Origin of the sequence: Paraburkholderia fungorum (assembly GCF_900099835.1) — a bacterium.
GTDB lineage: Bacteria > Pseudomonadota > Gammaproteobacteria > Burkholderiales > Burkholderiaceae > Paraburkholderia > Paraburkholderia fungorum_A.
Genome location: NZ_FNKP01000003.1, coordinates 1,253,021 through 1,271,348 on the forward strand (window position 1 = coordinate 1,253,021; position 18,328 = coordinate 1,271,348).

Here is an 18,328-nt window from a genome sequence, read left to right on the forward strand (position 1 = left end):
GCCAGATCGACGCACGGAGCGCGCTTGGCGTCCGTGCGCGTCAGCGCTAACCGATAACGTTAATTGAGCGCAACGGCCGCAGCCGCACCGACCGGCGTGCCCTCGATCGCCACCGATTGCCGTCCGTCGGGACCGACCGGTATGTCGCCGACCAGCGTCGTGCGATACAACTGTCGGTCGAAGTCGAGATCGAAAATATCCGTCGGCGCGAGATGCGCAGTGGCGCGGTTGTCCCAGAACGCAATGCTCCCCGCTTCCCATTTGAATCGCACCGTGAATTCGGTTCGCGTAACGTGTTCCCAGAGTAGTTCGAGCAACGCCTGGCTCTCGCGAGGTGTGACGTCCACGATTGATTTCAGGAAGCTCGGACTCACGTAAAGTGCGCGTTCGCCGGTTTCCGGGTGCACCCTGACAAGCGGATGCTCGGTCACGAGTGCGCGCTGTTCGACCGCTTTGACGAACGCATCGGTGCCGCTTGCACCAGCCGGTGGCGTAAAACGGTGAAGGCCGCGCAGGCCATCGACGAATGCGCGCAACGGCGCGGAGAGTTTCTCGTAGGCCGTCACCAGATTAGTCCATTGCGTATCGCCGCCGTACGGCGGAATCGTCACGCCACGCAAAATCGACGCCCAAGGCGGATTGACCGCAGCAGTCACGTCGGTATGCCAGCCGGTCCAGGGGCGCTGCAACGTCTGGCCTTCGAAGCGCGTTGCTTTGCGGTACTTCGAGATCGAATACACCTCGGGATACCCGTCGACGTGACCGAACACGGGATGCCCCAAGGTCAGTTCGCCAAACTGCGCAGCGAATGCAACGTGTTGTTCATGCGTCAAAAACTGCTCGCGAAAGAACACGACTTTCCATTTCAACAGGGCTTCACGAATCTGCGTGACCTGGTTCGAATCGAGCTTCTGCGTCAGATCGACACCGTGAATTTCAGCGCCGATGTGCGCGGAGAGCGGCTGGATTTCAAGCTGCGTGACTGGCTGCAATGCGGCTGCGTTCATGCAAAGCTCCTCGAAGAATCCGGCAAATAGGGGACGTGTTTTCTATGCGGGTGCTGATTCAGGCGGCGAAAACCGGCGCTTCTGCATTCGCATGCGGACTCACCGGTCGCTGCAATCCAAAGTGATCGCGTAACGTGCGGCCTTCGTATTCGCTACGGAACAGGCCGCGTTGACGCAGAATCGGCACTACGCCGTCGACGAAATCCTGCAAGCCGTCAGGCAGCGCATCGGGCATCAGATTGAAGCCGTCCGCTGCACCGCCTTTGAACCAGTGCTCGATATCGTCGGCAATCTGTTCGGGCGTGCCGACTACCACGCGATGTCCGCCGCCTCCGGCAAGCGCGCGAATCAGTTGACGTGCGGTGTATCCATGCGTGCGGGCTTGCGCGAGAGTCGCGTGAAAGAACGTGTGATTGCCATTGCCGCCGCCGGGTAATTGCAGATTGTCGGGCAGGCGTTCGTCGAGTTTCAACGTATCGGCAGGGACACCCAGAATGCCTGCTAACCGGTTGAGGCTGTAACTCCATGGAATCAGATCGACCAGTTCGTCGCGACGGCGCAATGCGTCAGCCTCGGTCGCGCCGATGATCGTAGTCAGCCCGGGCAATACGCGAATCGCGTTCGGGCCGCGCCCGTATGCCGCCGCGCGTGACTTCAGATCGTGCGCATACGAAGCCGATTCGTCGAACGATTGCGCTGCGGAAAACACCGCTTCCGCGTGACGTGCGGCGAGTTCTCTGCCGTCCGCCGAGCCGCCTGCCTGGATCAATACAGGATGTCCTTGCGGCGAGCGCGGCAGATTCAACGCGCCTGCCACGCTGAACCATTCGCCGCGATGTTCAATGGGATGAACCTTCGACATGTCGATAAAACGTCCCGCCGATTTGTCGCCGATGAACGCGTCGTCTTCCCAGCTATTCCACAGCGCCTTGACTACCGACGTGAATTCGTCCGCGCGCGCGTAGCGTTCGGCGTGTACCGGCACGGTGTCGCGTCCGAAGTTGCGGGCGGACCCGAGATCGGCTGTCGTCACGACATTCCAGCCTGCGCGGCCGCCGCTGACATGATCGAGTGTCGCGAAACGGCGTGCGAGGTTATACGGCTCGTTGTAGCTGGTCGATGCTGTGCCGATCACGCCGATGTGCGTGGTCGCCGCCGCGATCGACGCGAGCAGGACCGTCGGTTCCAGCGCGGTAATCGGGCGGAAGTCGATCTGATCGGCGATCGACGCGTTGTCGGCGAGGAACACGGCGTCGAATTTCGCGGACTCGGCAATCTGCGCGACCCGCACGTAATGCGCGACGTCGATGAACGCGCGCGGATCGGCGTCGGGCAATCGCCAGGCGGAGGGGACGAAACCGGAATGCAGGATATTGACGTTCAGATGCAGGCGGCGTGGAGGAGAAGTGCTCAAAATAGCTCGCGAAAAAAATGAGTGGTCCAGCTTGCGCGACGGACACGATCGTTCGATGTTACGGTTCGCGCCCGGCTCGTCGAAGCAAGAAATCGTGCTAACCATCTATGCAGATATGCATTGAAGACCGACCCGAAGCGTGACGCGTTCGACGCAACGGCAACCGTGCTAACGCACGACCTCCGTCATTGCATCAATTAAGACGTTAAAACATCGATCGATTCTGATTCGGTAGATAAACTAAGCTTGTTTTGTTGGTTTGCCATTGACCGGGAAACGCAGAAAATTGGGTACACAGAAATGGCTGGCGCCATTTCCGCATACCACTCTTGTTCCCAATCAGGCTGATCCCATGAAGGCGCTTCTCTCATCCAACCGGCCGCTGTTCGCAAAGCGAGCGCTGGCCGTTGTCGTCGCTGCATCCGCGCTGATTCTGCAAAGCGGCTGTAAGCCTCAGGACGACAAAGTGCAGACTTCTGCGTCGGCGGGCGGTCAGCCGGTGAAGCAGGAAATCACGTACTTCAAGTACCCCGACAACCCGGCGTTCGATCTCGTCTACCTCGCCGACAAGCTGGGTTACTTCGAGAGCACCAGCACGCGTCCCAAATACGTCGGCAAGATTTCTGCGCCGCAAATCATTCCGTTGGTCGGGACGGGTGAGATCGACTTCGGCACCCGCATGGTGCCGCTCGTCATCTCGGCTATCGCGAGCGGCGCGGATATCAAGGTGATTTCCGCCGGTGGCGAGACGCTGCAAGATGCGCCCCATATGAAGTATTTCGTCCGCGCTGATTCAGGCATTCGCGGGCCGAAAGACTTCGAGGGCAAGACTATCGCGTTCAATAGTTTCGGCGCGTGCGCGGAATTCGTGACGAAAAAGTATTTGACGCAACATGGCGTTGACGTATCGAAAGTGAACTGGCTCGTCGTGCCCGACAATCAGTCGCAGCAGGCGCTCGTCACGAAGAATGTGGATGTTGCGATTATCCATCCACCGTTTTCGGGCGCGGCTGAAGCCGACCCGCAATTGCATAAATTGTGGAGCGACTGGGACGAAGATCGCGGACTTGGCGGCATGGCGCCGTATAGCGTGAATGGTGCGTTTGCACGTGCGCATCCGCAGGCGGTCAAGGATTTTGTCGCGGCCATAGCGAAAGCGGGGAACTGGGTCAATGCGCATCCCGACGAAGCCCGCAAGCTGACCGCCGAGCGTCTGGGTATCGACGAGAAACTGGTGGAGCGCTATGCGTATGTGAAGGACCTGGTCGTAACCGAGCCGCCGATCCAGTACTACATCGATATTCTCGAACAGGCCGGCAAGATTCCGAAGGGCAAGGTCTCGGTGAAGGACGTCTATACGAACGAGTACAACCCGCTCGCACCGAAGCAGACGCAGACTACGGCAAACAACACGGCAATCGCCGGCAGCGGGAAGCGTTCATGAGCGAACGCGTGAGCGCACTTGCGAGCGTGCGCGACAAGATCGTTGCGCGCGACATCTCGCTGACCTATACGAACGAAGCGAATGGTTCGCGCCACACGGTGCTGGATCGTTTCGATCTGAAAGTCCGCGACGGCGAATTTCTCGCGGTGCTCGGTCCGAGCGGCTGTGGCAAGTCGACCTTCCTCAGCATTCTCGCGGGACTCGTGCCGCAGACTTCAGGAAGCGTCACGGTCGACGGCGAGCCGGTCGGCGTCGCAAGCCAGAAGCTCGGCTTCGTATTTCAGGGCTACGCGCTGTTTCCGTGGCGCACCGTGCGCAAGAACGTCGAGACGGGGCTGGAGATTCGCGGCGTTGCACGCGCACAGCGGCGCAGCGAGGCAGAACGTTTTCTGCAACTCGTGGGCCTGCTCGATTTCGCCGATCACTATCCGCATCAATTGTCGGGCGGCATGCGTCAGCGTGTGGCGATTGCCCGCGTGCTCGCCTACGGCCCCGAAATCCTGTTGATGGACGAACCGTTCGGCGCTCTCGATGCGCAAACCCGCGAGTCGTTGCAGCAGGAGTTGCTCGGCATCTGGGAGCAGAGCGCGAAAACGGTGGTGTTCGTCACGCACAGCATCGACGAGGCGATCTTTCTGGCCGATCGCGTGGCGATCATGGGGCGCGGGCCGGGACGGGTCAAAGACATTATCGAGGTCGATCTGCCGCGTCCGCGCGATGCGTCGATTCGTCATTCGCCTGCGTTCGTCGCTTTGCGCGAGCGCGCGTGGGCAGTCCTCAGCCGCGAATTGGGCGACGTGCACACGCCGTCGCGCGAACGCAGCATTGCCTATCAAACAGGGACGTAGCGTGTCAGAGCAAAATACCGTGTCCGACGTGGCGGTTCTCATCGCGCGGGAGACGCAAAGTCCGCCTGCACAACGCGGCAGCGTGCGTTTGTCCGTCGTGTTCGAGCGATCCATCGCGTTGATCGTGTTCGTGCTGCTGTGGGAGTTTCTGCCACGGCTCGGCATCGTGAGCGCGGCCTATCTGAGTCCGCCATCGCAAGTTGCGGTTGCCATCTTCAAGCTGGTGCAGAGCGGTGACGTGTGGGTGCATCTGGGCGCGAGCGCATGGCGCTCTCTTAGCGGCCTTCTGGTGGCCGTGGCGGGCGGCGTGGTGTGCGGCGTGGCGCTCGGCTGGTTCCGGCGCGCGGAACGCATTATCGATCCGCTGTACCAGTTGCTGCGACAGGTCTCTGCGTTTGCGTTGTTCCCGGTGTTCATGCTGTTTCTCGGGATCGGCGAATCGTCGAAGATCGCGATTATCGTGTGGGCCGCGTTCTGGCCGGTTCTGCTCAACACGATTTCGGGCGTCAAACAGGTCGAGCGCATTTTTGTCGATTGCGCGCGTTCGATGGGCGCGTCGCAAGGATTCATCTTTGCGAAGGTCGTGTTGCCCGCAGCGTTGCCGCAGATCCTCACCGGCGTGCGGCTCGCCGGTGCATACAGCATCACGGCGCTGGTCGCGGCGGAGATGATCGGCGCGCGTTCGGGTCTCGGCTTTTACACGCTCAACTCGCAGGAGACGTTCCAGATTCCCGATATGTACGCGGGCATCGTGCTGCTTGCGCTATTTGGGCTGTTGATCAACAGGAGCCTTTCGCTACTCGAACGGCGGCTGCTGCGCTGGCGCGTCGGGCTCGAACAGAATGGCTAGAGCCGGACATGCAATTGGCGTCGGCAACGGCCGGCGATTGCGCTGGGCTCCGTTCGCGGCGCTTGCCGCGCTGGTACTGACAGGCGCATTGCTAAAGTCGATACCAGGTGACGCGTGGCGCGGAAGATTCGGCGACGAACGACCGTTCGCTGCGGCGATTGCGCGCGGCACACTGGTCGTGGCCGTGCCGTCGCAGCCTGCGCCGATTCTGTATGTCGGCAAGGTGGATCGTTCGGTGAGGGCGCCGGAGAGCTATTCCGCGTCGCTTGCCGGTGATCTCGGACGACGCGTCGGTTTGCCCGTCAAGCTGCTATTGAGCGACCCGGCGCAAGCGCGCAAAGCGGTGCAATCCGGCGAGGCCGACGTGGCTATTGCGGGTCTTGCGTTGTCACCCGATGAGTCGATTGCGTTTGCGCCGACCTCCTATTCGTCGGGCCGTGGCGTGGCGCTCGTGTTGCGCGGCGGGAACGTGCAAACGCAATCCGATATGCGCGGCCGCGCGGTTTGCGCGTCACGCGAAAGTCCCTATGCGAGCCGGGCCGCGTTCGAGCTCGGCGCGACGCTGCAGAGCTTCGACCGGCCGCTCGACGCGCTGCTCGCATTTCAGGCAGGCGAATGTGCCGCGTTGATCGACGACGAGTACGTGATCCGCTCGCTGCTGAAACAACCCGATTGGGCTTACTACCGGGCGCTGCCTGGCTCGTTCGAAGCGGCTCCCGCGTTCATCGCGGTGCGTGGTAAAGACGCGGCGAGTGCTGTGTATGTCGAGCATGTCGTCGACGATTGGCGGCGTCAACGCTGGCTGACTTCGGTGCGAGAAGATCGGGCGACGCAGCTTGCGTTCGAGATGTTCAATGCGGAAAACGATTTGTATTGCCACTGAAGGGCAGACATGCGGGTCAATAGCGTCGGGTAATTGCCGCAACTTTTACCCAATACGCGGAGAAGCCCCTGGGTTGTGGCGCTAGGCCACCCGAGCGGATTGCAATGCACCGGCGGCTCGCATCGAAGGCACGTTGTTATTTGTGCCAGATCGCGTAATTCTTCCCTCCCGATTCAGCCGCATGTTCGCCGCGCCGCCCGCACTCGCCAGACCTTGCATCGAGTGCGAAAACGCCAGGCAAAAGAGCCGGTTATTTCAACCGGCTTGCACGTCCCGCCATCTCCCTCCATCCGTCTGATGAACCCTGCCGGGCTGCGGCACGGTTTTCGCTCATCTGCCTTAAACTCTTCGTGCCGCAGCGAAGCTATCCTTACAAAGCCTTCGTTTATCTTTCTACCACCAGGATTTTTTCGATGGACAACTCCAACCACGCCACCTCACTGAACGCATACGGCGTCAATCAGTCCCAGACTACCGTTCAGGCCAAGGACGGCCCTTGCAACGTGTGGGTGCTGACGCCGGCCGGCGAGGGCCAATGGCCGGGCGTGATCTTCTACATGGACGCGTTTGGCATTCGCCCCGCGATGCTCCAGATGGCAAGCCACGTCGCGAGCCAGGGCTATGTCGTTCTGCTCGCCGATCTGTTCTATCGCTTCGGCAGCTACGGTCCGCTCGACCCGAAGGAAGTTCTGAAGGGCGACTTCCGCGCGACGGTCGGCCCGATGATGGCAAGCACCGACAACCACCAGGCAGCCGACGACACCGCTGCACTGCTCGCGTACCTCGACAGCCGCACCGATGTGAAGGGCGCGAAAGTCGGCACCGTCGGCTTCTGCATGGGTGGCGGCATGGCGCTGACGGCGGCGGCCTGGTACCCGGAGCGCGTGGCGGCAGCGGCAAGTTTCCACGGCGGCAATCTCGCCACCGATCTGCCGACCAGCCCGCACTTGCAGTTGCCGAAGATGAAGGCGGAACTACTCGTGGCTGCAGCGGATCAAGACCATAGCTACCCGCCGGAAATGGCACAGCGTTTCGACGCTGCTTTGGTCGAAGCAGGCGTCAAGCACAAGAGCGAACTGTACGAAGGAAAATTGCACGGCTGGATGAAGCCGGACATGCCGGTTTTCGACGCCCCGGGCGCCGAACGCGGCTGGAATGACCTGTTCGCGCTTTACGCGCGTACGCTCGGCTAAGCTCGCGCGTCTGCCGTAGTGCATCCACGCCCCGCGTCGTGAGGCGGCGGGGCGTGGAGGACGGAAGTGGACCGGCATCGAGCGTTTCAGGCTTTATCCGCAGCAGGGGTGCCGTCACTTACCGGACTTGCCGGCCTCGCGAGCAATGCAGCGTGCGGCTGCGTACAGGCTGCGTACACAAGGAGTAGATACAGACAGCATTCCGCGTTACCGTGTTTCCGATCAGGTATTCGTTTGAAAAGGAGATTGTCCGTGGCCAATGAGAAGATGCTGTTGCAAATGCGTGAGAAGCAGGGCTTTATCGCGGCGCTCGATCAGAGCGGCGGCTCCACACCAGGCGCACTCAAGCTGTACGGTATTCCCGAAAGTGCGTACAGCGGCGACGCCGAAATGTTCAGACTGATGCACGAGATGCGCGTGCGCATCATGACCGCGCCGGCCTTCACGGGCGACAAGGTGATCGGTGCAATCCTGTTCGAAGCCACCATGAACGGTGACGCGCATGGCAAACCGGTGCCGGCTTTTCTGTGGGAAGACCGTGGTGTCGTGCCGTTCCTGAAAGTCGACAAAGGTCTCGAAGACGAAGCCGACGGCGTGCGTCTGATGAAGCCGATCCCCGGCCTCGACGCGTTGCTCGAACGTGCAGTCGGACTCGGTATCTTCGGTACGAAAATGCGCTCGGTCATCAACGATGCGTCGCCATCGGGCATTGCCGCGATTGCGCGACAGCAGTTCGAGATCGGCGCGCAGATCAGCAAGCACGGCCTCGTGCCGATCCTCGAACCCGAAGTGTCGATCAAGTCGCCGAACAAGGCCGCTGCAGAGGACATTCTGCGCACGGAACTGCTGAAGGGGCTCGACGCGTTGCCGGAAGACAGCCCCGTGATGATCAAGCTGACCATACCGGACGTCGCGGATTTCTATCGCCCGTTGATCGAGCATCCGCGCGTTGTGCGCGTCGTGGCGCTGTCGGGCGGTTATACACGCTCCGACGCATGTCAGCGGCTTGCCAAAAATCACGGCATGATCGCGAGCTTCTCGCGCGCGTTGATCAACGACCTGCGCGAGCAGATGAGCGACGCTGAATTCGATCAGGCGCTGAAGCAATCTGCCGACGAGATCTACGACGCGTCCGTCAACAAGGTTTAATCGGGCGAGTCGAACAAAGCGTTCATTCGCTCGTCGATTCCGGGCCGCTTTTCAGCGGCCCGTTTTCTTTAAAGCGCGCCGGCGCAATCCAGGCGCCGACGCTCCAGCTACACAGACGGGCGCATTCATTCGCCAGTCCACTCAACTGCTGCATACCGATTTCACGATCGACGGAAACTCCGAGTGCGACAAATGCGCGCGCGCCTGGCCGCAGCGGAACGCCTGAATCTCGGCGCGATTGGCCGGCGGCGACGGGTACGTGTACATCTCGTCATTGGCCATCGTGCCGGTCAGAAAGGCCCGGTACAGCTCCTGGCGAACCTGCAGGCGGCTGATTCCCGTCGGGGCGGATTGTGTCGGCACGGCAAACGCCGAGGCGGTGGGCAGGGCGATTGCGCTTGCGATCAGAAGCAGGGAAAGGGTTCGTTTCATGGCGTGGAAAGACTCCAGAGGGTTGATCCGATGCGGTTTCGCACCGTGTGGGACAGCGTGCAGCCATATTTGCAGAGCGGCCCCGGGAAGCTTGCTGCCGAAACATGAAGCTTCCTTTAGCGATCCCTCCAGCGCTTCACAGGTGCGCGTTAGACGCCTTCCAGCATGAGGCGGCCACACAACCGGCCGCAACCTAAAGGATTTCTCATCTTCACGGTTAATGGCTTTGCGATACTGTCGGCTGTTCTCATCGAAGGCCGATGCTCGCAGCGGAGGCGTTAGCCATGACCAGAATCCTGACGATTGAAGACGACCCGATCGTGGGTCGCGACATTACCGATACGTTGCGCGACGCCGGTTTCGACGTGGAGTGGGTACGCACGGGGCAGGAGGGCATCGCCCGCGCGGTGGACCCCGTGTTCGACGTGATCACGCTCGACCGCGTGTTGCCCGGCATCGACGGCCTGACGATCGTCAAGACGATTCGCGGCGTGGGCATCGAGACGCCGGTGCTGATGATCAGCGCGCTATCCGATGTCGATGAGCGGGTGAGCGGACTGCTGGCAGGCGGCGACGACTACATCGCCAAACCCTTCGCACCCGATGAGATGAAAGCGCGCGTGCAGGTGCTGCTGCGTCGCCGTGGCCGCTTGCAACAGCCGGTCGCCACGATGCTCAAGGTCGACGATCTGGAGATCGACCTGATCGCGCGTTCTGTGCGGCGCGCGGGTCAGGAAATCGCGTTGCCGCCGGTCGAATTCAGGCTGCTCGAATACCTCGCGCGCAACTCCGGCCAGATCGTCACGCGGACGATGATCTTCCAGTCTGTCTGGGACATGCACTTCGATCCGGGGACGAACCTGATCGAGGTGTACATCGGCCTGCTGCGCAAGAAAATCGACACCCAGGGCATGCGGCCGTTGATCAAAACCGTCCGCGGATCGGGTTACATGCTGGGCTGAGAGATGACTATGAGTCTGTGGCGCACGACGATTTTCCGCCTGTTGCTGATGTTCGCGCTGGTGTTCGCGGTGTCGATGTCGGGGCTGGTGTATCTGAACTACTGGAAATCGGCGTCCTATACCGCGACCCAGGCGGATTACAACATCAACTGGCAGTTCGCTTACTTTTCGTCGCTGCCAGTCGATCAGATGCCGACGCAGATTGCCGCGCATATCCGCAGTGAAATGCACCGTCCGACGAATTACTATGGCCTGTTCGCCGCGGACCGCACATGGATTGCCGGCGACATCGTCGCGCTGCCCAAAGACGTGATCGCCGATGCCGACGGCGTGTGGAGCAAGCCCGAGTTGAACGGACAGTCGAGCGCCCGGCCCGAGTACATGCGCACCAAAGCCATGCGTCTCGCGGATGGCAACGTGCTCGTCATTTCTCGCGACGTCGACGAAATGGCACGGCTGCGCGGCTATATGCTCGGCGGCCTCGCATGGAGCGCGGCAATCGTGATGCTGGGCGGCCTGGGCGTGGGGCTGCTGGTGTCGACGGCGCAACTGCGGCGCGTCAACGAGGTGCGACGCGTGGCGCAACAGATTGCACTCGGCGATCTCGACGCCCGCTTACCCGATGCGGGCCGCGACGAAATCGCGTGGCTGTCGCAGATTGTCAATCACATGCTCGACGAAGTATCGCGGCTGATGCGCGAAGTGAAGGGCGCTTGCGACGGCATCGCACACGATCTGCGCACGCCCGTGATCCACATTCGTTCGCTGCTCGCGCGTATTCCAACAGAAGGTATGGCTGCCGAAGACGCGCAACTCGTCGATCAGGCATTCGACGAAGCAGACGAAGTACTAAAACGCTTTGCCGCCATCATGCGCATTTCCGAAATCGAGTCGATGAACCGGCGAAAAGGCTTCTGCGATGTATCGATGGAAGACCTTTGCCGTAAGGTGGGCGACCTGTACGCTCCGGTTGCCGCCGCCCGGCGTGTGCAACTGGTGCAGGATCTGCAAAGCGTACCGATGGTGCGTGCCGACTATCCGCTGATGTTCGAAGCGCTCGTCAATCTGCTCGACAACGCGATCAAATTCACGCCGGAAGGGGGACGTGTGCAGCTTTCCGTCAGCGCCGCGTCTGACGGTCCGCGCATTGTCGTTCAGGATAACGGTCCCGGCATTCCCGACTCGGAGCGGCTGGCGGTTTTCCAGCGCTTCTATCGAAGCGAATTGACCAGCACCGTGCCCGGTTCCGGGCTTGGGTTGTCGGTCGTGCAGGCGGTCATGCATCTGCACGAGTTCGAACTGAGCTTGTCGGATGCGATGCCGGGACTGTGCGTCACACTCGACTGCTGGCAGCATCGCACTCGCGCATAAAGGAACCGGACATGCGGATTGTTTGCGTGGGAACCAGCGGCGCGCAGCGCTATCTTGCGGAAGCACTCGCTGAGTCGAATCACAGCGTCGTCCAATTCAACCATTTCGACGATGCCGCTTATCTGGCGAGCGCCGAGCATGTCGATGCGATCATCGTGCTGACCTCGGGCGGCGCATCCGACGCAGCGCGAGCGTTTGCCGTGCGTCCCGCTCATACGGTGCTGGTGGTGATCGACCGCCAAGGTCAGAAGGACGCCCGCGTGGCCGCGCTCGAAGCGGGTGCCGATATCTGCCTGGATCATCCGTATGAATATGCGGAACTGCACGCGCGATTGCAGGCGCTTTGCCGTCAGCGCGATCATGCGGCATTGGCTGCTGCGAGACCCTTAACACCGTCTGCTGCGTTCACGCGACCGCTCCTCTCTCCGGCCACTCGCAGCCTCGTCGGTCGCGATGGCGACCAACTGCTTTTACGCAAACGAGAGTATCTGTTGATGGACCGGCTGCTGCGTGTGCCCGGCGAAGCCGTCGCGCGCGACGAACTGGTCGACTATATTTTCGGCGAAGCCGATGCCGACACCACGTCGCTTCATCTGCTCGTGTCGAGGTTGCGCGCCCGTCTATCCCAGACCAATCTGCCCATCACGTTGATGACCGTGCCGAAGCTCGGCTATCGCGCCGTCGTGAATGCGGACTAGCTGTTTGCATCAGGCAAGCGGCTCGCTACACGCGCGCTGACGAAGCGCGTTGTTCCCTTCACTAAAGATTCCTTCATCTTTGCGCCACGGCGGCCTTTAACGGCGATCGCAAAATGACCCGGCATGTCCTGGATCGGCCTTCACTGATCGGGGAACGAGGTCCGTGTTCTGGCGGACTTCACTGACCGGAGCTCGTATTCGATGTTAAGGCTTGTCCGTCTCGCGCTATCGAAGCCGCACACGTTTGTGGTCATGGCGCTGCTTATCCTGATCGTCGGGCCGCTCGCCGCGATGCGAACGCCGACCGATATCTTTCCCGACATCCGCATACCGGTGATCAGCGTGGTGTGGCAATACACGGGGCTGCAGCCGGGCGATATGTCCGGGCGAATCGTGACCTACTACGAGCGCTCGATCGGCACGACCGTCAACGATGTCCAGCATATCGAGTCGCAGTCGTACCGCAGCTACGGCATCGTCAAGATCTTCTTCCAGCCGTCGGTGGATATTCGCACCGCCACGGCCCAGGTCACGTCGATCTCGCAGACGGTGCTCAAGCAGATGCCGCCCGGCACCACCGCGCCGCTGATTCTGAACTACAACGCGTCGACGGTTCCCGTGCTGCAGATCGCGTTGATGAGCGATCGTCTCGACGAGCAGAAGCTCGCCGATTACGCGACCAACATCATTCGTCCGCAACTGTTGAGCGTGGCGGGTGTGGCGATTCCGACGCCATACGGCGGCAAGACACGTCAGGTGCAGATCGATCTGAATCCGGCCGAACTGGTCGCGCATGGTTTGTCGGCGGAAGACGTTGCGACCGCTCTCGCGCGGCAGAATCAGATCATCCCGGCTGGTACGCAGAAAATCGGCGACTTCGAATACAACGTGCACCTGAACAACAGCCCGTTGTCGATCGACGCATTGAACCGCCTGCCGATTAAATCCGTCAGTGGCACCACGGTGCTGATGCGCGATGTCGCGCACGTGCGCGACGGCTTCGGCCCGCAGGGCAACATCGTGCGAGTCGACGGACACCGCGCGGTGTTGATGAGCGTGCTGAAAAGCGGCTCCGCTTCGACACTCGATATCGTCAGCGGTATCAAGGATCTGCTGCCTGGCATCAAGGCCACATTGCCGGCAGGTTTGAAGCTCGTCGTGATGGGCGACCAGTCGGTATTCGTGAAGGGCGCGGTGACGGGCGTGGCGCGCGAAGGCGTGATTGCGGCGGCGCTGACCTCGTTGATGATTCTGCTGTTCCTCGGCAGCTGGCGTTCGACGCTCATCATCGCGACCTCGATTCCGCTCGCGGTGCTGGCGGCGATTGCCGGACTCGCCGCGCTCGGCGAAACGCTGAACGTGATGACGCTGGGTGGCCTCGCACTCGCCGTCGGCATTCTGGTCGACGACGCGACCGTCACCATCGAGAACATCAACTGGCATCTGGAGCAAGGCAAGAACGTGCGCGACGCGATTCTCGACGGCGCGGCGCAGATCGTGACGCCCGCATTCGTGTCGCTGCTGTGTATCTGCATCGTATTCGTGCCGATGCTGCTGCTCGACGGTGTCGCGCGATTCCTGTTCGTGCCGATGGCCGAGGCCGTGATTCTGGCGATGGTGTCGTCGTTCATTCTGTCGCGAACGTTGGTGCCGACGCTGGCCATGGCGCTGTTGAAGCCGCATGCGCATCTGCAGGATGGTCACGACAGCGAGCATATGGCGGTGTCGAATCATCCGCTTGCGCGTTTTCAGCGCGGTTTCGAAGCGTCGTTCGAGAAATTGCGCGCGGGCTATTCGGGACTGTTGCATCTGGCGGTGGCGAATCCGCTGCGCTTTGCGGCGGGGTTCATCGTCGTGACGCTGGTGTCGTTCGCGACTTTGCCGTGGCTGGGCATGAACTTCTTCCCCGATATCGACGCGGGCGAAATCGCGCTGCATGTGCGTGCGCCGGTCGGCACGCGGGTCGAACAGGTCGCGGCATTGCTCGACCGTGTGGAGGGCAGCGTGCGCCAGGTGATTCCGCCTGCCGCCGTGGACAGCATCATCGACAACATCGGCTTGCCGGGCAGCGGTATCAATCTCGCATATAGCAACAGCGGCACGATCGGCCCGCAGGACGGCGACGTACTGATCGGCCTGACCGGCAAGCACGCACCCACCGCGAGCTACGTGAAGACCTTGCGCGAACGCTTGCCCGCGATCTATCCCGGCGTGACGTTCTCGTTCCTGCCCGCCGATATCGTCAGTCAGATTCTGAATTTCGGTGCACCGGCTCCTATCGATATCCAGGTGTCGGGCACCAACGAAGCCGGTAATCGCCGCTACGTCGAGGCACTTTTGCAACGCGTGCAGCACGTGCCGGGCATTGCGGATGCGCGTATCCAGCAAGCGTTCGACTATCCGCAACTGAGCGTGAACGTCGACCGTATTCTCGCGGACCAGCTCGGCGTGACCGAGCAGGACATCTCGAATGCGACGGTCGCAAGTCTGTCGGGCACCTCGCAGGTCGCGCCGACTTTCTGGCTCGATCCGCGCAATGGCGTGTCGTATCCGATCGTCGCGCAGACACCGCAATACCGGATGACCACGCTCGATTCGCTGCGCACAATGCCCGTCAGCGGCACCGGCGGCGCGCAGCTGCTCGGCGCACTCGCGACGATTCACCGTGGCGTGACCAGCGCAGTGGTGTCGCACTACAACATCATGCCGCTGGTCGAGATTTACGCGACGCCGCAAGGCCGCGATCTGGGCGGCGTCACCGACGACATCGGCGAAATCGTGCGGCAGATGCAGCCGCAATTGCCGGTCGGCTCGCACGTGACGATTCGCGGCCAGGTGCAGACCATGCACAGCGCGTTCGCGGGCCTGCTGCTCGGCCTGGCCGGTGCGGTGCTGCTGATCTATCTGCTGATCGTCGTCAACTTCCAGTCGTGGCTCGACGCCGCCGTGATCGTCTCGGGCCTGCCCGCTGCATTGGCGGGCATCGCGTGGATGCTGTTCGTTACGCACACGAGTATCAGCGTCCCGGCGCTGACCGGCGCGATTCTATGCATGGGCGTCGCGACTGCGAACAGCATTCTGGTCGTCAGCTTCGCGCGCGAGCGGCTGGTGGCGACGCAGGACTCCGTCAAGGCCGCACTGGAAGCAGGCTTCACCCGCTTCCGTCCGGTATTGATGACGGCGCTCGCGATGATCATCGGCATGGCGCCGATGGCGCTCGGTCTCGGCGACGGCGGCGAGCAGAACGCGCCGTTGGGACGCGCGGTGATCGGCGGCTTGATCTGCGCGACGATGGCCACGCTGATGTTCGTGCCCGTGGTGTTCAGCTTCGTGCATCGACGCAAGACTGCGGATAGCGCCGCGAGTGGCCATGACCAAAAAGACGACGTGACTGTCAACGAGGAAAACCATGTCAACCAATGAGATCCGAGCTTCATCCGACGACGGCACGGCAAAGCGTCTGCGTCGTCTGCGTATTGCCGGCGTGATTGCGGTGCTGCTGGCAGTCGGCGTCTATGCCGAAGGGGTGTCGAGCCGGCTTCATACCGACCACAGCCTGTCCGCCTGGACCAATGCGCAAGCCGTGCCGTCGGTACGCGTGCTGTTGCCCGTCGCGGAAACCGGCGGCGCGAGTTTCGATCTGCCGGGCAGGCTCGAAGCGCATGACGACGCGTCGATTCATGCGCGCGTGTCAGGCTATATGAAAGCGTGGTACGTCGATATCGGGGCGAAGGTCAAGCAAGGTCAGAAACTCGCGACAATCGATACGCCCGAGCTGGATCAACAACTGGCGCAGGCGCAGGCCGATCTCGCTCGCGAGAAGGCCGACCTCGCGCTCGCGACGAGCACGTCAGGACGCTGGTCGGCGATGCTGAAGCAGGACTCCGTTTCGCGACAGGCCGCCGACGAGAAGAGTTCGGAACTCGCCGTCAAACGCGCCGATTACGCGGCGGGTGAAGCGAACGTTCGTCGCCTGCAGGCACTCGAATCGTTCCGCACGCTGACCGCGCCGTTCGACGGCATCGTGACCGCGCGTCACGCCGATATCGGCGCGCTGGTGAGTGCGGGCGATACGGGCGGCCCGGAACTTTTTTCGGTCGCATCGACCGCGCAATTGCGGCTGTACGTGCGCTTGCCGCAAGACTACGCGGGACGGATCGTGCCGGGCATGCATGTGACTTTTGACGTGCCGGAGCGGGCCGGGAAGTCGTTCGATGCAACCGTGGCGTCGAGCAATGACGATGTCGACGCGCAATCCGGCACGCTGCTGGTGCAACTGAACGCGGACAATCATGACGGCCTGTTGATTCCAGGCGAATACGCGCAGGTGCATTTCACGTTGCCTGCGGCAGCGGGTAATGTGCGTGTGCCGGCCAGCGCGTTGCTATTTCGCGGCAGCCATCCGCAACTGGCGGTGGTCGATGCGAACGGCCGTGTCGCATTGCGCGACATCGTGATCGGCACCGACTACGGCACGGCGCTCGATATTGCCAGCGGCGTGCAGCATGGCGACCGTGTGATCGACAATCCGCCCGATTCGATCGTGGCGGGCGAGGCGGTGAAGATCGTCGAGTCGAAGGATGCAGGCAATGGGAGCCAGGGTCATGCATAGAGTGCTTCGCATGACGGCGTGCGCGATGGCGGCCACGCTCGCCGCGTGTTCGTTCGCGCCGGTTTATCACGCGCCGGCGTTGCCGCAGGTTGCCGCGTTCAAGGAGGCGCCCGCGCCGTCCGGTGTCTGGCACTACGCGCAATGGCCGGCGAAAGTGCGTCACGACGAATGGTGGAGAGCATTCGGCGATCCAACTCTCGATCGTTTCGAAACGCAGCTTGTGAAGGACAATCCGCAACTGGCTGCTGCGGTGGCGCGGCACGACCAGTCCAGCGCCGACCTCGATACTGCGCGTTCGGGGCTGTTTCCATCGTTGACGCTCGAGGTGGATAGCGAGCAGAACCGTCAGTCGGACTATCGTCCGCTGCGCGGTTCTGGGCAACCTGCCACGTATGGGTCGCACACGGCTTCAATCGGCGTGTCGTATGAGCTGGATCTGTGGGGCAAGGTGCGCAACGAAGTGCGCGCCGGGGCCGCGCAGCAGGCGGCGAGCGTGGACGATCTGGCCGCCGTTAAATTGCTGCTGCAAGCCGATCTGGCAAACGCCTATTTCGACACGCGCGGGCTCGACGAACAGGCCGATCTGTTGACGCGCACCCAGGTCGCCGATGCGAAAGCGTTGAAGCTCACCGAGAACCGTCATGCAGGCGGTATTTCGTCGGAACTGGACGTGTACCGCGCTCGCACCGAACTCGAAAACGTCGCCGCCGATCAGGCCCGCGTGCGTCGCGCACGGGCTGCTGCCGAACATGCGCTGGCGACGCTGGCCGGCGTACCGGCATCGCTGTTTACGCTTCCTGTTGCCCAGACGTCGGCGACGGTGCCTGATGTGCCTGCGGGCGTACCGTCCGAGTTGCTGCAACGGCGGCCCGATATCGCCGCTGCGGAGCAACGGGCTGTCGCGGCCAATTACGCAATCGGTGTGGCGCGCGCAGCGTGGTTCCCCGATATCTCGCTTGGCCTGGCGGGCGGCTTCCAGTCCGACGATCCGGGTAACTGGCTGAGCGCGCCTGCGTCGTTCTGGTCGCTCGGTCCCGAACTCGCGGTCGATCTTTTCGATGGCGGCCGACGCAACGCAATGGACCATCGCGCTCGCGCGGTCTTCGACGAACGTAGCGCCGATTATCGGCAGGTGGCGCTCCAGGCGTTTCGCGAGGTCGAGGATCAACTGGCGAACGTGCGCGAGTTGCGCAGCGAAGCGCAGCACGAAAGCGCCGCCGCCGACGATGCGCAGGGCGCGCTCACGCTCGCTACCGGGCAGTATCGCGATGGCGCGGTGAGTTATCTCGATGTGGTCGCGGCACAGACGTCGGCGCTCGATGCTCAGCGTTCGTTGATTCAGGCGCGGACGGGGCAGTTGCTGGCAGCGGTGAATCTGATCCGGGCGTTGGGCGGTGGGTGGGATTGAGCGGGTTCGACGCGTACATGCTGGTGTGGCACGCACGCATGCACGCGTCGATAGCCG

General features: G+C 62.0%; 15 protein-coding genes. 12 read left to right on the top strand and 3 right to left on the bottom strand.

Going from position 1 to position 18,328, the window contains the following annotated elements; translation table 11 throughout:
• Positions 1 to 59 precede the first annotated feature (59 nt).
• Together BLS41_RS34775 and BLS41_RS34780 are read right to left on the bottom strand one after the other, a co-directional pair.
• Positions 60 to 1,007, bottom strand: coding sequence for a TauD/TfdA dioxygenase family protein (locus BLS41_RS34775; RefSeq protein ID WP_074772630.1), 948 nt, complete (start codon positions 1,005 to 1,007; stop codon positions 60 to 62).
• A 58-nt stretch (positions 1,008 to 1,065) separates the two neighbouring features.
• A complete protein-coding gene (locus BLS41_RS34780; protein ID WP_074773498.1) occupies positions 1,066 to 2,421 on the bottom strand; it encodes an LLM class flavin-dependent oxidoreductase in 1,356 nt (451 codons plus the stop codon).
• Between the two features lie 352 nt (positions 2,422 to 2,773).
• Between BLS41_RS34780 and BLS41_RS34785 the strand changes: the two genes are divergently transcribed.
• The 6 genes from BLS41_RS34785 (at position 2,774) to BLS41_RS34810 (ending at position 8,788) form a co-directional block, all read left to right on the top strand.
• On the top strand, positions 2,774 to 3,865 hold the full coding sequence (locus BLS41_RS34785; RefSeq protein ID WP_083380238.1) for an ABC transporter substrate-binding protein: 1,092 nt from the start codon (positions 2,774 to 2,776) through the stop codon (positions 3,863 to 3,865).
• Entirely contained in the window at positions 3,862 to 4,713 is an 852-nt protein-coding gene (locus BLS41_RS34790; protein WP_074772633.1) for an ABC transporter ATP-binding protein, read from the top strand. The genes BLS41_RS34785 and BLS41_RS34790 overlap by 4 nt, the downstream gene beginning before the upstream one ends.
• A gap of 19 nt (positions 4,714 to 4,732) precedes the next feature.
• Positions 4,733 to 5,563 (top strand): ABC transporter permease, encoded by an 831-nt coding sequence (locus tag BLS41_RS34795; protein ID WP_074773505.1) that lies wholly within the window; start codon positions 4,733 to 4,735, stop codon positions 5,561 to 5,563.
• Entirely contained in the window at positions 5,556 to 6,446 is an 891-nt protein-coding gene (locus BLS41_RS34800) for a type 2 periplasmic-binding domain-containing protein (RefSeq protein WP_074772636.1), read from the top strand. Before BLS41_RS34795 ends, BLS41_RS34800 begins: the two co-directional genes overlap by 8 nt.
• A gap of 413 nt (positions 6,447 to 6,859) precedes the next feature.
• Entirely contained in the window at positions 6,860 to 7,639 is a 780-nt protein-coding gene (locus BLS41_RS34805) for a dienelactone hydrolase family protein (protein ID WP_083380239.1), read from the top strand.
• 252 nt (positions 7,640 to 7,891) lie between these two features.
• Entirely contained in the window at positions 7,892 to 8,788 is an 897-nt protein-coding gene (locus tag BLS41_RS34810) for a fructose bisphosphate aldolase (RefSeq protein WP_074772639.1), read from the top strand.
• A 141-nt stretch (positions 8,789 to 8,929) separates the two neighbouring features.
• Here the strand turns inward: BLS41_RS34810 and BLS41_RS34815 are convergent, their stop codons facing one another.
• Positions 8,930 to 9,220, bottom strand: coding sequence for a DUF4148 domain-containing protein (locus BLS41_RS34815; protein WP_074772642.1), 291 nt, complete (start codon positions 9,218 to 9,220; stop codon positions 8,930 to 8,932).
• A gap of 284 nt (positions 9,221 to 9,504) precedes the next feature.
• Here BLS41_RS34815 and BLS41_RS34820 point away from each other — a divergent pair, with 284 nt between their 5' ends.
• The 6 genes from BLS41_RS34820 to BLS41_RS34845 all read left to right on the top strand — a co-directional run bounded on the left by BLS41_RS34820 (position 9,505) and on the right by BLS41_RS34845 (position 18,271).
• The gene (locus BLS41_RS34820) at positions 9,505 to 10,182 is read left to right on the top strand and encodes a response regulator transcription factor (RefSeq protein ID WP_074772645.1); all 678 of its coding nucleotides are present in this window, start codon (positions 9,505 to 9,507) and stop codon (positions 10,180 to 10,182) included.
• A gap of 3 nt (positions 10,183 to 10,185) precedes the next feature.
• A complete protein-coding gene (locus tag BLS41_RS34825) occupies positions 10,186 to 11,553 on the top strand; it encodes a sensor histidine kinase (protein ID WP_074772648.1) in 1,368 nt (455 codons plus the stop codon).
• Between the two features lie 11 nt (positions 11,554 to 11,564).
• Entirely contained in the window at positions 11,565 to 12,251 is a 687-nt protein-coding gene (locus BLS41_RS34830; protein ID WP_074772651.1) for a response regulator transcription factor, read from the top strand.
• A gap of 201 nt (positions 12,252 to 12,452) precedes the next feature.
• Entirely contained in the window at positions 12,453 to 15,674 is a 3,222-nt protein-coding gene (locus BLS41_RS34835) for an efflux RND transporter permease subunit (RefSeq protein WP_074772654.1), read from the top strand.
• Positions 15,661 to 16,863: an efflux RND transporter periplasmic adaptor subunit gene (locus BLS41_RS34840; RefSeq protein WP_074772657.1), complete on the top strand. Its 1,203-nt coding sequence runs from the start codon at positions 15,661 to 15,663 to the stop codon at positions 16,861 to 16,863. The genes BLS41_RS34835 and BLS41_RS34840 overlap by 14 nt, the downstream gene beginning before the upstream one ends.
• The gene (locus BLS41_RS34845; protein ID WP_143026465.1) at positions 16,856 to 18,271 is read left to right on the top strand and encodes an efflux transporter outer membrane subunit; all 1,416 of its coding nucleotides are present in this window, start codon (positions 16,856 to 16,858) and stop codon (positions 18,269 to 18,271) included. The genes BLS41_RS34840 and BLS41_RS34845 overlap by 8 nt, the downstream gene beginning before the upstream one ends.
• Positions 18,272 to 18,328: the final 57 nt, after the last annotated feature.

What these genes read in the sequence shown, in the direction of transcription:
- BLS41_RS34775 (WP_074772630.1), bottom strand. Translation starts at nt 1,007, where the DNA reads ATGAACGCAGCCGCATTGCAGCCAGTCACGCAGCTTGAAATCCAGCCG.
- BLS41_RS34785 (WP_083380238.1), top strand. Translation starts at nt 2,774, where the DNA reads ATGAAGGCGCTTCTCTCATCCAACCGGCCGCTGTTCGCAAAGCGAGCG.
- BLS41_RS34790 (WP_074772633.1), top strand. Translation starts at nt 3,862, where the DNA reads ATGAGCGAACGCGTGAGCGCACTTGCGAGCGTGCGCGACAAGATCGTT.
- BLS41_RS34800 (WP_074772636.1), top strand. Translation starts at nt 5,556, where the DNA reads ATGGCTAGAGCCGGACATGCAATTGGCGTCGGCAACGGCCGGCGATTG.
- BLS41_RS34805 (WP_083380239.1), top strand. Translation starts at nt 6,860, where the DNA reads ATGGACAACTCCAACCACGCCACCTCACTGAACGCATACGGCGTCAAT.
- BLS41_RS34815 (WP_074772642.1), bottom strand. Translation starts at nt 9,220, where the DNA reads ATGAAACGAACCCTTTCCCTGCTTCTGATCGCAAGCGCAATCGCCCTG.
- BLS41_RS34820 (WP_074772645.1), top strand. Translation starts at nt 9,505, where the DNA reads ATGACCAGAATCCTGACGATTGAAGACGACCCGATCGTGGGTCGCGAC.
- BLS41_RS34825 (WP_074772648.1), top strand. Translation starts at nt 10,186, where the DNA reads ATGACTATGAGTCTGTGGCGCACGACGATTTTCCGCCTGTTGCTGATG.
- BLS41_RS34830 (WP_074772651.1), top strand. Translation starts at nt 11,565, where the DNA reads ATGCGGATTGTTTGCGTGGGAACCAGCGGCGCGCAGCGCTATCTTGCG.
- BLS41_RS34835 (WP_074772654.1), top strand. Translation starts at nt 12,453, where the DNA reads ATGTTAAGGCTTGTCCGTCTCGCGCTATCGAAGCCGCACACGTTTGTG.
- BLS41_RS34840 (WP_074772657.1), top strand. Translation starts at nt 15,661, where the DNA reads ATGTCAACCAATGAGATCCGAGCTTCATCCGACGACGGCACGGCAAAG.
- BLS41_RS34845 (WP_143026465.1), top strand. Translation starts at nt 16,856, where the DNA reads ATGCATAGAGTGCTTCGCATGACGGCGTGCGCGATGGCGGCCACGCTC.